Origin of the sequence: Silanimonas sp., assembly GCF_027530345.1 — a bacterium.
In the GTDB taxonomy this organism is placed as follows: domain Bacteria; phylum Pseudomonadota; class Gammaproteobacteria; order Xanthomonadales; family Xanthomonadaceae; genus Silanimonas.
Genome location: NZ_JAPZQK010000012.1, coordinates 50172 through 63269, shown reverse-complemented (window position 1 = coordinate 63269; position 13098 = coordinate 50172). Strand labels below are relative to the sequence as shown.

The window sequence follows — 13098 nt, the reverse complement described above, 5'->3', positions numbered from 1 at the left end:
CGCCTCGAGAGGCGGCAGCGCAAGGATACCGTGGCCCCGCCGCGGACGCCGAGGGGCGGTGGTCGATCCGCTGCGCGTCTTGTGGCGATGCGCGGGCAGCAGGGACACTGTGCGCATGACGACTCGCGACTTCATGCAGCTCGATGTCTTCGCCGCCGCCGCGGGCCAGGGCAACCCCCTGGGCGTGGTCTTCGGCGCGGACGATCTCGACACCGCCGCCATGCAGGCCCTCGCCGCGTGGCTCAACCTTTCCGAAACCACCTTCGTGCTCCCAGCCACCCAAACGGGTGCCGACTACCGCCTGCGCATCTTCACGCCGCGGCAGGAACTGCCCTTCGCCGGGCATCCCAGCGTGGGCACGGCACATGCCGTCCTCGAACGCGGCATCGCGACACCGAGGTCCACGAACGGCCTCGGCGCGCTGGTGCAGGAATGCGCGGCCGGCCTGCTGCCGCTGCGCATCAGCGGCGAGGGTGCGGCGCGCATGATCCACGTGCGCGCACCTCACGGTGTTGAACGCGCAGCGGATGCCCGCGCCGTGCTGGCCAGCCTCCTCGGCGCGCCGCTGGGCGCGGTGCGTCCCACCCTCGTCGACAACGGCCCGCGCTGGTGGTGCATCGAACTGGCCGACGAAACGACCGTGCGTGGCCTCGCGCCGGACCTCGAGGCGATGGCAGCGGCCAATCGCGCGGACGACAGCGTGGGTGTCGCGGTGTTCGCGCGCTGCGCGGGCCCGGGCTATGCCCTTGTGGTTCGCGCCTTCGTTCCCGCCGACGGCATTCCGGAAGACCCGGTCACCGGCAGCGCCAACGCCGCGATCGCGGCCTGGCTGCATTCGAACAACGCCCTGCCGGCAACGCGCTTCCGCAGCTCGCAGGGCCGCGAAGTGGGCCGCGATGGCGTGGTCGAGATCGAGGTCGACGCGGCCGGCGAGGTTTGGATCGGCGGCCTGACGCAGACCGTCATCGAGGGCACGCTGACGTGGTGACGCGCCGCTTCATGCACCTCGACGTGTTCGCGCCGCACGCCGGCGCCGGCAATCCACTGGCGGTCGTCCTCGACGCCGAGGGCCTCGACACCGAAGCCATGCAGCGCATCGCCGCGTGGACGAACGTGATCGAAACCACCTTCGTGCTGCCGCCGACGACGCCTGAGGCCAGCTACCGGGTGCGCATCTTCACCCCGCGCCGCGAATTGGCCTTCGCCGGCCACCCCAGCGTCGGCACCGCGCATGCGGTGCTGGCCGCAGGCCTCGCCACGCCGCGTGAGGCCGCCGACGGCACGCGCCTGCTGGTGCAGGAATGCGGTGCCGGCCTCTTGCCGCTGCGCGTGGAAGGCGATGGGCCGACGCAGGCCCTGTTCGTCCAGGCGCCGGCCACGCAGGTGCTGGCGCGCCGCGACGGCGAGGATGCGGGCCTGCGGGCGCTGCTCGGTGAGCGGCTCTCAACGGCCGGCGCCGCGCTGATCGACAGCGGCCGGCGCTGGTGGGCCGCCGAGCTCGTGGACGAAGCCGCGGTGCGCGGCTGGACGCCGGACTTCAAGGGCATCGCCGCATTGGCCGCTCCGCACGAGGCGATGGGCCTCGCGGTGTTCGCGCGCTGCCACGGCGCCGACTACGGCCTCGTGGTGCGCGCGCTGATGCCCTTCCACGGCCACTACGAGGATCCGGCCTCGGGCGCGGCGAACGCCGCGCTAGCCGGCTACCTGCATGCCACCGGGCAAGCCCGCGAGCTCGGCGACCGCTACGTCGTCAGCCAAGGCCGCGAAGTGGGCCGCGACGCGCGCTTGTCGCTGGTCCGCGAGGGCGGACGCATCTGGGTGGGTGGTGCCACGCAGACGGTGGTCGCCGGAACGCTGCGCTGGTAGCTCAGGTCTCCGGCACCACGTCCACGCGGACGCGGATCGAATCGCCGGGGTGGTAGGGCGTTTCCGTCGTGTAGACGTGGCCGTTGTAGTCGTAGGCGACGCGGTAGCCGACCACGCGGTCCTCGCTGCGGCCGTCCGACACCGTCTGGCAGCGCTGCTCGTAGCGCACGGTCTCGCGCTCGTAGCTGCGGCCGTAGCCGTCGTCGTAGCGCTGGCGGCTGCGGTCATTGGCGATGGCACCACCCAGCAGCGCACCGGCCACGGTCGCCGCACGGCGGCCGTCGCCGTCGCCGAACTGGCGGCCGATGGCCGCGCCGACGATGCCGCCCAGCACGGTGTTGGTGGCCGAGCCCGGGCCGCCCTGGCGCGCGTAGCGGCGATCGTCGTAGCCGTAGCCGCGCTCGCGGCTGACGTAGCGCACCGGCTCCTGCCAGCACTGCTGGCGGTAGCTGGGCTCGCCCGGGGCGAGGATCGGATCGACGTTCACCACGCGCGCGGTGTCCCAGCGCGGGCCGTTGTCGCCGCGATAACCCGAGTCGTAGCGGCTGTCGTAGTACTGCGCCGAAGCGGTGCCGGCGACGAGGGCAAGGGCGGCTACGAGGGCGGTGCGGCGGATCATCGAGTCTCTCCGGGCCGCGGGAGTGCGGCGCAAGGAGAGACTCGGGCCGCGCGGGTCAACGCAGGCTTAATCGGACGGCAAGGCGACGGCGCGTTCAGCGGGCCGAAAGCCGGCGTTCAAGGCAGCGACAGCACAGGCGCCAGCCAGGCCAGGGCGGCCTGCGCAGACCGCACCGCGGAGGCCCCCATCACCGGCGCGACGTGCCCGCCGGGCACGCGGCACAGGCTGGCGCCGATGGCGTTCGCGTAAGCGGTCGACGCCGCGGGCGGGACGTCGTCATCGGTGTCGCTGGCGATGACCAGCGTGGGGACACCGGCATCAGGCAGCAGCAGGCCGGCGTGCGCTTCACGCAGCACCGCCGCACTCTCGTCGCGCCAATGCCGGAACGCCTGCTGCTGTTCGGCGAAGCCCGCCTCGGGCAGGGCGCGTTGCGTGCTGGCGAACCGGCCCTGCGATCGCCAAGGGACAACATCGCCGAACGCGTCGACGGACGGAACGGCGGCAGCCCAGGGCGAGGGCGGCAAGGGATTCACGAGGACGAGGGCTCGAGGTCGCGATACCGTCGCCACGCGCGCCATTGCCGCGACGGCCAACAGTCCACCGAGGCTGGCACCCACCAGGACATCGACGGGCGCCGCCTCCACCGCATCGACCGCCTGCGCCACGTAATCGTCAAGTCGCGTCGCCGCGAGGCCTCCGGCGGCCGGCTCGAAATCCGGCGCATCAACTTGCCAGCCCTCGGCTTCGAACAGGCGTCGCCAAATCGCCCATTGGCCGCCCCAGGCACCGGCGCCGTGCAGGAACAGCGCGCGCGGGCTCAACGCAGCGCGGCGTCCAGGGTGATCGGCACGGATAGCGCCTTCGACACCACGCAGTTGGCCTTGGCGTTGTTGGCGAACTCGGCGAAGGTCGCCGCGTCGAGGCCGGGCACGGTGGCGCGCACCGTCAGCGCGATCCCGGTGATGGCCGGACCGCTGGCTTCGCCGACCGACAGCGCGAGCTTCGCTTCGGTGTCGATGCGCGTGACGACGTGCCCGGCGGTTTCCAACATGAAGCCGAGCGCCATCGAGTAGCAGCCGGCGTGCGCGGCGGCAATGAGCTCTTCGGGATTCGTTCCCTTCTCGTCGCCGAAGCGCGTGCCGAAGCCGAAGCGCTGGTCGGCGAACACGCCGCTCTGCGGCGTGCTGATGCCGCCGCGTCCGGTCTTGAGGGCGCCTTCCCAGAAGGCGGTGGCGGTGCGGGGCAGCGTGGCCATGGCGGCATTCCTCGGGGTGGTGACAAGCCCCGGAGTCTACGCCCGCCCTGCCGCAAACGCCTTGCTTGACGCTGCCCTTCGGCGGGCGGAAGGTGGGTCTCCGCGCACGGCTCGACCGCCGCGCCGCGCTTCGCTTTTCCCGTCGCTTTCCTTCGCAGGAGCCGGCTCATGGGGTACAGCACCGCGCAGATCCGCAACCTCGCCTTCATCGGGCCTCCGGGCAGCGGGAAAACCACGCTCTTCGAGGCCGTCCTCGCCCGCGCCGGGCGCATCGCCTCGGCAGGCAGCCTCGAACGCGGCACGACGGTGAGCGATTTCGATCCGATCGAGAAGCAGCGCGGCCACTCGATGGGGCTGGCCATCAGCCATGCCGACCACGACGGCCTGCACCTGAACCTGCTCGATACGCCCGGCATGGCGGATTTCCGCGGCCCGGCACTCACCGCACTGGCCGCCGTCGAAACGGCCTGCATCGTCGTCTCAGCGGCGCAGGGCGTGGACTACGGCACGCGGCGCATGATGGATTACGCGCAGTCGCGCAACCTCTGCCGCGTGCTGGTGGTGAACAAGATCGATGCGGAAGGCGCCGACCTACGAAGGCTGCTCGACGAGTTGCGCGAGGCCTTCGGCACCGAATGCCTGCCGATCAACCTGCCGGCCGACGGCGGCAGGCGTGTGGTCGATTGCTTCCGGCAGCGCGAGGGCGACTCGGACTTCGGGCCGGTGGCCGATTGGCACCAGCGGATGGTCGACCAGGTGGTGGAGATCAACGAGACGGTGATGGGCCACTACCTCGAGGACGGCGAGGAGGGCCTCTCCGGGCAGGAGCTGCACGACGCCTTCGAGCAGTGCCTGCGCGAAGGGCACCTGATCCCGGTGTGCTTCACTTCGGCGCGCAGCGGTGCGGGCGTGGGCGAATTCCTCGCGCTGGCCGAGCAGCTGTTCCCGCATCCGGGCGAAGCGAATCCGCCGCCCTTCGTGCGCGGTCACGGCGAGGCGGCGGCGCCGTTGCTGGCGACGCCCGAGCCGACGGCCCATGTCATCGCCGACGTGTTCCAGATCCTGCACGACCCCTTCGCCGGGAAACTCGCGGTGTTCCGTGTATTCCAGGGCACGCTGAAGCGCGACGCCCAGCTCTTCGTCGACGACGGCCGCAAGCCGGTGCGCATCGGGCATTTGTTCAAGCTGCACGGGGCGGAGCGTCAGGAGGTCCATGAGGCGATCCCGGGCGACATCGCGGCCGTCGCCAAGCTAGACGAGCTGCATTTCGACGCCGTGCTGCACGATTCACACGACGAGGACGAGATCCACCTCGCCGCCCTGCCCTTCCCGAAGCCGATGTTCGGCCTCGCCATCGAGGCCGCCACCCGCGGACAAGAGCAGAAGCTGGCCATCGCTTTGGCCAAGCTGGCCGAGGAGGACCCGTGCTTCCACGTCGAGCATGCGCATGACACCCACGAGACGGTGATCCGCGGGCTCTCCGACCTGCACCTGAAGATCGAGCTGCAGCGGTTGAAGGAGCGCTTCCAGGTCGACGTGGTGACGCGGCCGCCGCGGGTCGCCTTCCGCGAGACCATCAGCCGCAGCGCCGAAGGCCACCACCGGCACAAGAAGCAGACCGGCGGTGCCGGCCAGTTCGGCGAGGTGGCGCTGCGCGTCGAGCCGCTGGAGCGCGGGATGGGCTTCGAGTTCGTCAACGCGGTGAAGGGCGGCACGATCCCGGGCCAATTCATTCCCGCCGTCGAGAAAGGCGTGCGGCAGGCGCTGGCGCAGGGCGTGGTGGCCGGCTTCCCGCTGCAGGACCTGCGTGTGGTGGTCCACGACGGCAAGCACCACAGCGTCGACAGCAAGGAGGTCGCCTTCGTCAGTGCGGGGCGCAAGGCCTTCCTTCATGCCGTCGCACAGGCCGGACCGCAGTTACTGGAGCCCATCGTCGAACTCACCGTGACCGCCCCGGAACAGGCCATGGGCGACCTCACCGGTGCGCTCTCCTCGAAGCGCGCGCGCATCCACGGCAGCGACGGCGGACGCGGCGGCGAAATGATGATCCGCGCGCATCTTCCGATGGCCGAGCTCGACGGCTTTCCCGCGGAATTGAAGTCGCTGACGGCCGGCCGTGGGCGCTACGACATCGAGTTCAGCCATTACGAGCCTGCGCCGGCGCCACTGCAGGCGAAGCTGGCCGCCTGCTGGAAGCCGCGGGCCGAGGAGGACTGAATCGGGCACGCAGCTGAATTCACGATTCACACACATTGACCGTCCCGACCGGAGGGGCCATGGCGCGGGCTGCCTAGACTTGCCGTTTCGCCCCCCCCCTGAAGCCCCCCATGTCTGATCGCATCGTTCCGTTCTGGAACCGTCTGCCTGCCTTCGCGCTCTACCCGCTGAAAGGTGTGACGCTCGCCTCTCTGCTCGTCTTCACATTCCTCATCACGTTCGCTTCCCTCGCGCCGTTCATCGGCTGGCTGCTCGCCGGCCTGCTTTGGCTGGGCGCGCTGAAACAGGCCTTCGAGATGCTGCTGGCGACAGCCAACGGCCGGATGGACGCCCCCGTCGTCAACTTCGACATTGGCAATGGCACGGTCATCCGCTACGTGTTGCTCCAGCTGACGGCGCTGCTTGTTCCGCTCCTGCTCGGCCTTCTCCTCGGCCCGCTCGTGGGGCTGCTCGCCCTGTTGATGATGGGCGTCCTCCTGCCCGCCGCAACAATCGGCCTCGCCATCAGCGAAAGCCTGCGCGTCGCGCTGAACCCCGATTACCTGTGGCGAATCGCCTCGCGCATCGGCTGGCCCTACCTCGCTGTCGTCGGCCTTTCGCTGGTCATCCAATACAGTGCGGCGAACGCCGATGCACTGTTGGCCCGCGCGCTTCCCGGCCTTCTCGCCAACGCCACCGGCACCCTGTTCTCGCTCTGGGCGCTCTTCGCCACGTTCCACCTGATGGGCTACCTGGTTTGGCAGTACCACGAGACGCTCAACTTCACGCCGGAAGGGCCGCTGACCCCGGGCGAGCTGCCGAAGACCCGTGACAGCGAGCTGTTGGCCCGTGTGGAGGCCCTGATCGCATCGGGCGAAGTCGACGTGGCGCTGTCGCACCTGCGCGACGAGATCCGCGACCGTGCCGTCGACCTGCCTGTGCACGAGCTGTACCGGCGCGCGCTGAAGCTGAAGGGCGACCGCAAGGCACTGCTCGACCACGCCAAGCTGATGCTGCAGGCCCTGATTGTCGCCAAACAGGATCGCAAGGCACTCGCACTGATCCGGGAAAGCCTGCAGCTCGACCCAACCTTCTCCCCGTTCGAACTGGAGGACGCCGAGCGCTTGGCGCAGACGGCCCTGCACGGCGGCCAAACCGATCTCGCGCTGGCCATGCTGAAGGGACTGATCGACGCGCACCCGCGCCACGTGCGGCTGCCGCATTGGGCACTGCAGGCCAGCGACCTGACGCTGCGCCGCGGCGAAGACCCTGGCCGGGCGAAACAGTGGCTGTCCGACGCTGAATCGCTGACCGCCGACGACGAACTGCGCCGTCGGCTGGGGGCGCAGCGGGCGGCGCTCGGGCTCTAGCCCCCCCCCCTCAGGGCGTCGGTTGCGCGCTGGCCTTCGCGGCTTCCGGCGTCCCGGGCAGGGCCGCCGACAGCGCGGCGAACATCACCCGGGCGGCGGCCTCGTCGCCGTCGCGTCGAAGGTCGAACCCGAGCCGCAACCAGTCCGCCGCCCAGCCCTCCGGCAGGGGCCCGCGGCCCTCTTCGCTTGCCGCGGCGTCGGCCAGCACCGCGGCTGCCTCGCCGACGCGACCTGCCCCGATCAGCAGGCGGGCATGCGCGAGGGCGTCCTGCGGGCGCCATCGCCCGCCGGCGTGACGCCACGCGGCCAGCGCATCGAGCGCCTTCGTTCGATCCGCCGCCCGCGATTCCCGCAGAAGGGCGGAAGCCTGTTCGGCGGCGGCGACGCGGCCGCCCCGCGCGGCACCGTCGGGGGCAGAGCGCATTTGCGCCGCGCGCAGGGCAAGCACTCGGGCGTCAACGGGCACTGGCATCTGGGCGAAGAGAGGCGCCAACGCACGTTCGACACCGGCGAAATCGAGACGGCCAAGCGCCGCCTGGGCGTCGCCCAGTGCCACGGCAGGGTCGAAACGATCGTCGACCGGGTCGTCGTAGGAGTCCGGGCGGTCCCAGCGCAGCGCCTTGATGCCGAGCGCCAGCAGGGCACCGGCCACGATGCCCCCTGCATGAGCCTGGTAGGCGACGTTGCCGCCTTCGTCGGTGGCCCACTGGAACAGCTCCCAGCCCAACCATGCCGGTAGCAGCCAAAGAGCCGGTGCACGCACATAGTCGAAGACAACGAAGAACCAGTAGAAGAACCGGATCCGCCGCATGCCCCAGAGCACGCACAGCGCCCCCATCAGGCCGGCGATGCCGCCCGACGCACCCAGCGAGTAGGTCGGCGGGCCAACGTAGGCCAGCGCCCATGTCCAGGCGGCACCGATGCTGGACAGCAGGTAAAGGCCGAGGTAAAGACCGGGGCCCAGCGCACGCTCAACCAGCAGGCCGAGGACCAGCAGGAACAGCAGGTTGCCGAACAGGTGACCCAGATCGCCATGCAAGAAGCTGCTGGTGAGCGCCTGCCACGTGGTGGGGGCGTCGGAGGGAATCGCGAAACGCGCATCGAACAGGGTCGCCATGGTCTGGCGGAAGGGGGCCGAACGCTGCATCCACTCGGCATGCGCCGCCACATCGTCGAAACCCTCGCCCGCCAGCAGGGCCGCACGGAAGCCACGGTCGGCCTGCATCAACCACCCCTCCGCTTCCCGGTCGCCGTCCCCGTCGACGGCATTCACCAGAGCCTCCGGATGCGCATCGGCATAGGCGTCGTAGAGCGGCGCCTCGAGGGCCGCGAGCCCGGCGTCCGCGTACTGCGCCTGCGCGCGGGCGAGCCGCTCTGCGTCGCGCTGCTGGGGACCGAGGTGGATGAACACGCAGACCAGGGCGATCAGCAGGCTCATCCACGGGAGGTGGCGGGCCTCGACGCGATGGTGCATCGGCAGGATCAGCATCGCCTTCATCCATGAGGTGGAGACGCCAGTATGCTCGGCGTCGACCTCCGACTGGAACCGACCCGATGCGAACCGTCCCGCTGCGCCCTCGCGCCCGCAACGTCCTGCCGATCGCTGCGGCCCTGGCGATGGTTCTATCGAACGGCATCGCTGCACAGACGCCGGCCACTCCAACGGAATCCGGGCCGAACGCGCCCACGCTGCGGGTGCTCCAGAGCCAGCGCGTCCTGCTGGACCCGGTCGACGGCCGGATCGCGCCGGCGACGATCGTGATCGAGGGCGATCGGATCGTCCGCGTGATCGAGGGCCTGCCCACGACGCTGCCGGACGGTCTGGATGCACGCGTGGCCCACAAACAGTCGTTCGATGCCAACACCCTGCTGATGCCCGGCTTGATCGACAGCCACGTGCACCTCACCGGCAACCCGGCCGAGCCCTTCTGGCAAGCCGTCGTCGAAACCGACGAACGCGCGGCGATCACGGGCGTGCGCAATGCGCTGCGCACCGTGCAGGCCGGCTTCACCACGGTGCGCGACCTCGGCGCGCCTGGCGGCGCCGGTTACGCCCTGCGCGACGCCATCCGCGACGGTGACGTGCCGGGCCCGCGCGTTCTTTCCGCCGGCCGCATGGTCTCGATCATCGGCGGCCACGGCGACCTCACGGGCTTCCGCCCCGAAGTGACGCGGGCGATGGACGGCGGCAACACCTGCACCGGCCCCGAGCAGTGCGCCGAAGTGGTGCGCACCCTGTCGCGCGCCGGGGCCGACGTCATCAAGTTCGCGGCCACCGGTGGCGTGCTCTCGCAGCAGAACCGCGGGCTCGGCCAGCACTTCACCGATACCGAGATGAAGGCGATCGTCGATACCGCGCACCAGCTGGGCCTGAAGGTGGCCTCGCACGCGCATGGCGCCGAGGGCGTGGCTGCCGCGGCGCGCGCGGGCGTCGATTCCATCGAGCACGGCACCTACGTGGACGAGGCTGGCATCCGCGCGATGAAGGCCAGCGGCACCTACCTTGTGCCGACTTTGTCGCCGACCATCGCCTATCGCGAGAACCTGCCGAAGGGCCTCTACACGGCCGTCGTCGCGGCGAAGATCCGCGTTCGCCTCGAAGCCACCGGCAAGAACATCGCCGCTGCTCGCCAGGCCGGCCTGCCCATCGCCTACGGCACGGATTCCGGCGTCTCCGAGCACGGCCGCAATGCCGAGGAGATGCCCCTCATGGTGCAGTACGGCGGCATGAGCTCGAAGGAGGTCGTCGTCTCGGCCACGCGCACCGCGGCCGAGCTGCTGGGCCTCGAAAACGAGGTGGGGCGCCTTGCGCCGGGATTTGCCGCGGACATCATCGGCGTCGGGGGCAACCCGATGGAGGATCTTGGCGCGCTTCAGCGCGACCGCATCCGCTTCGTCATGGCCGCGGGCCGGGTCGTCAAGGATTGAACGGTGGGCGGGCTCGGAATCGCCACCCTGCCGCCGACCACGGCGCTCGCGCTGGCCGACGCGATCCTTGCGCTGCACCTGGCGATCGTCGCCTTCAATGTCGTGATGCCGCCGGCGATCCTCGCCGGCGCGTGGCGCGACTGGCGCTGGGTGCGGCATCGCGGGCTGCGCCTGCTGCACCTTGGCGGCATGGCGGTGGTCGCCCTGCAGGCCGCGCTCGGCGACCTGTGTTTCCTCACCGTCTGGGAGGCCGAGCTGCGCCGCGGCGCCGGCCAGCACGGCAGCGGTGGGGGCTTCATCGAAACCCTGCTCGCCGAGGCACTCTATGTCGACGTGCCGCTGGCGGTGCTGATCCCGGTCTACCTCGGCTGGGCCGCGTTGTCGCTGGCGCTGTGGTGGCTCGTGCCACCGAATCGGCAAGGCCGGCGCTGACGCCGCCTCAGATCGTGAAGCGATAACTCAGCTTGACGAGTAGCTGTTCCGAGTCGCACAGGTTGAAGGCGTTGCCGAACTCGTCGCCGAGGCTGAAACCGTCCTGCGATTCCTGGAACAGCGAACCGCCGCGCACGTAGGCGATGTAGAGGTCGGAAAGCGGCGCGATCTGGTAGCGGTAGCGCACCTGGAAGCCCAAGTTGCGCAGCGCGAAATCATCGAGCGGCTCGGCGGTGCGGCTTGCGACGCCGCCCGGGGCCACGCGCCACAGCGCACGGGCCTCGGCATCGAGGCCGATGGCCTCGAGGCGCACGCGCAGTTCCTGCTTCGCATCGATCTGCCAGGTGGTGCCGGCCGAGAGGAAAGCCTGCTGACCGGCAAACTGACCCAACGCGTTGCCACCGCGCCAGATCACCCAGTCCGGGTTCTCGATGAGCTGCAGGCTGGCCGTGAAGCGCAGGCGCTCGTTGGCGTGGTACGTCGTTTCGCCGAGAAGTTCGACAAGCCGCCTGCTGCCGCCGTCGAAGCCCTCGTTGACGCTGCGCAGCTTGCCGTAGTGCTCGAAGCGTCCCTCGGGCGCACGCGCCCAGTAGCGCTCCGCGAAGATCCCGACGCGCCGGGGCAAACGCACGTGGCCGTTGCCGCGCAGGACGAGGTCGTCGTTGAGCGGGCCGGTCACGAATACGTCCCACAGCCGGTTGCCGCCGTCGCGGTACTCGCTGTACTGGTTGATGGCCACCGTGTTGAAGAGGCGCAGGCCGCGATCGTTGTAGCGGCTGGAGGCGGCGTAGCGCGTCTGGTGCGAGGCGAACCGGCTGTCCTCGGGAAGATCGGCCTCGCGCTTCGCGACCTCGTAGCGCACGTAGTTGAAGTTGTTGCGCTCGAGGAAGCCGAAATCGTTGAGCTGCAGGTTCTTGCCGAGGTGCAGCGCATAAAGCTGCTGGCGCCAGCCCTGCCCGAGTTCGTGGTCGATGCGCAGCTGGCCGCCGCTGTCGCGGCCGCCGCGGGTGGGATCCTCGATGTCGGAGGCCGCGAGCCCGCCGCGCACGGTCAGGCCGTCATGCGGCGTCCAGACCTGGTCGAAGGACGCAACACGCGCCACGCGGTCGAGGAAGGGGCGCTTCACTTCGGTCAGCATCGCGCCGCTCGTCCAGCCCTCGCCGGCCGTGCTGGCGCGCGCCGCGACGAAATCGCGCCCCGCCGGGCCGTCCTCGGTCGCCGCGAACAGGCCGTAGCCGATGCGCCCGGCACTGCCGTTGAGCTTCACCGCGCCGGTCACGTCGCCGGCACCGCGGCCATCGTCGGCGCCAGCGCCGACGCGACGGGTGTAGAGCAGCCGGTTGGCGTTGTTCAGGCCGCCGAAGCCGACGTCGAAGTAGGCCTGGTTCTCGGTGAAGAACGGCCGCTTGTCGTTGAAGAACACCTCGGTCGCGCCGAAGTTCACCACCAGTTCGTCGCTCTCGACCTGGCCGAAATCGGGATTGAGCGTGGCCGAGAGCTGGAAGCGACCGTTCGGCTTCCAGAACAGGTCGGCACCGGCGGCGCTGCGGAAGCGGCCGTCCACCTGGTCCTGCAGGCCCGAGACGTAGGGGGTGACGGCGAGCAGCGACTGCTCGAAGGCGGGCACCTCGATCTTCTCCAGCACCGACAGGAAGCGCGGCTCGTTCCAGCTCACCGTTGGCCAGCCATAGCGCGCATTGCTGTGGCCGATGACGCGGTCCAGCGAGAGGCCGATCGTGCGTTGGCCGTCCTTCGCCTGCGCCATCGGCGCGACGTGCCACGGGATCAGCACCTCGGCCGACCAGCCCTCGGCGTCCTCCGAGGTGGCCTGCTGCCAATCGCCGTCCCAGTCGTCGTTGAACTGGTTCTCGTTGGCGATCGTGGTGTCGCCGATGTCGCCGGCCATCGTCACCACGAAGTTGTAGCCGCTGCGGCCGTCGCCGTCGAAATCGACGTAGACGTTGACGCGGTCCGCCGGCGGCACGTTGTCACGGCCGCCGCGCGGCGCGAGCCGAGGCACGCCGGCGGGCTGGTGGTTGCGGAAGGCGATGGCGAGGCCGTCGGGGGTCGATTTCACCCAAGCCTCGGTGCCCAGCGACGCCGGCTCGCGGGTGAGCGGCTGCACCCCGCGGAAATCGGTGATGTGCCGGGCGTCCGCCCACTCGGCGGAATCGATGCGGCCGTCGAGCGTGATCGCCGTCCTTGCAGCGAGGCCCTGCGCGGACAGGGCGGCGAGCAGGGCGAGTCCGAGGCGCGTCGGCGAGGGAGGGAACACTGGACGCATGGCGGCCTCGGGGCGAGCAACGGCCGCCAGCCTGAACCGTCGATCGGGCGCACGCGTCACCCGGAAGTCACCCTGCCCCGGGGCAGGGTCAGCGGCGATTCACTTCGCAGCCGCGGCCTTCTTCGAGCGCCTGGCCGGTGCCGGCTTC

The 13098-nt window shown here is 70.4% G+C and carries 11 protein-coding genes; 6 read left to right on the top strand and 5 right to left on the bottom strand.

Annotated elements, in window-relative coordinates; genetic code table 11:
* Positions 1-115 precede the first annotated feature (115 nt).
* The gene (locus tag O9255_RS07160) at positions 116-988 is read left to right on the top strand and encodes a PhzF family phenazine biosynthesis protein (RefSeq protein ID WP_297866172.1); all 873 of its coding nucleotides are present in this window, start codon (positions 116-118) and stop codon (positions 986-988) included.
* Positions 985-1866: a PhzF family phenazine biosynthesis protein gene (locus O9255_RS07155; protein WP_345781364.1), complete on the top strand. Its 882-nt coding sequence runs from the start codon at positions 985-987 to the stop codon at positions 1864-1866. Before O9255_RS07160 ends, O9255_RS07155 begins: the two co-directional genes overlap by 4 nt.
* Before the next feature lies 1 nt (position 1867).
* Here O9255_RS07155 and O9255_RS07150 read toward each other — a convergent pair whose 3' ends face one another.
* The 3 genes from O9255_RS07150 to O9255_RS07140 form a co-directional block, all read right to left on the bottom strand.
* Complete coding sequence (locus O9255_RS07150; RefSeq protein WP_297866170.1) at positions 1868-2485, bottom strand: glycine zipper 2TM domain-containing protein; 618 nt, start codon at positions 2483-2485, stop codon at positions 1868-1870.
* A 116-nt stretch (positions 2486-2601) separates the two neighbouring features.
* A complete protein-coding gene (locus O9255_RS07145; RefSeq protein ID WP_297866169.1) occupies positions 2602-3306 on the bottom strand; it encodes an alpha/beta fold hydrolase in 705 nt (234 codons plus the stop codon).
* Complete coding sequence (locus O9255_RS07140) at positions 3303-3740, bottom strand: OsmC family protein (RefSeq protein ID WP_297866168.1); 438 nt, start codon at positions 3738-3740, stop codon at positions 3303-3305. Before O9255_RS07140 ends, O9255_RS07145 begins: the two co-directional genes overlap by 4 nt.
* Before the next feature lie 168 nt (positions 3741-3908).
* Between O9255_RS07140 and fusA the strand changes: the two genes are divergently transcribed.
* Together fusA and O9255_RS07130 are read left to right on the top strand one after the other, a co-directional pair.
* Positions 3909-5957 (top strand): elongation factor G, encoded by a 2049-nt coding sequence (gene fusA, locus O9255_RS07135; RefSeq protein WP_297866167.1) that lies wholly within the window; start codon positions 3909-3911, stop codon positions 5955-5957.
* 110 nt (positions 5958-6067) lie between these two features.
* A complete protein-coding gene (locus O9255_RS07130) occupies positions 6068-7306 on the top strand; it encodes a hypothetical protein (RefSeq protein WP_297866166.1) in 1239 nt (412 codons plus the stop codon).
* 10 nt (positions 7307-7316) lie between these two features.
* Here O9255_RS07130 and O9255_RS07125 read toward each other — a convergent pair whose 3' ends face one another.
* Entirely contained in the window at positions 7317-8795 is a 1479-nt protein-coding gene (locus O9255_RS07125; RefSeq protein ID WP_297866165.1) for a rhomboid family intramembrane serine protease, read from the bottom strand.
* 65 nt (positions 8796-8860) lie between these two features.
* Here O9255_RS07125 and O9255_RS07120 point away from each other — a divergent pair, with 65 nt between their 5' ends.
* Both O9255_RS07120 and O9255_RS07115 read left to right on the top strand, forming a co-directional pair.
* Positions 8861-10234 (top strand): amidohydrolase family protein, encoded by a 1374-nt coding sequence (locus tag O9255_RS07120; RefSeq protein ID WP_297866164.1) that lies wholly within the window; start codon positions 8861-8863, stop codon positions 10232-10234.
* 3 nt (positions 10235-10237) lie between these two features.
* Positions 10238-10666: a DUF2784 family protein gene (locus tag O9255_RS07115; protein ID WP_297866163.1), complete on the top strand. Its 429-nt coding sequence runs from the start codon at positions 10238-10240 to the stop codon at positions 10664-10666.
* Between the two features lie 7 nt (positions 10667-10673).
* Here O9255_RS07115 and O9255_RS07110 read toward each other — a convergent pair whose 3' ends face one another.
* On the bottom strand, positions 10674-12950 hold the full coding sequence (locus O9255_RS07110) for a DUF5916 domain-containing protein (RefSeq protein WP_297866162.1): 2277 nt from the start codon (positions 12948-12950) through the stop codon (positions 10674-10676).
* Positions 12951-13098: the final 148 nt, after the last annotated feature.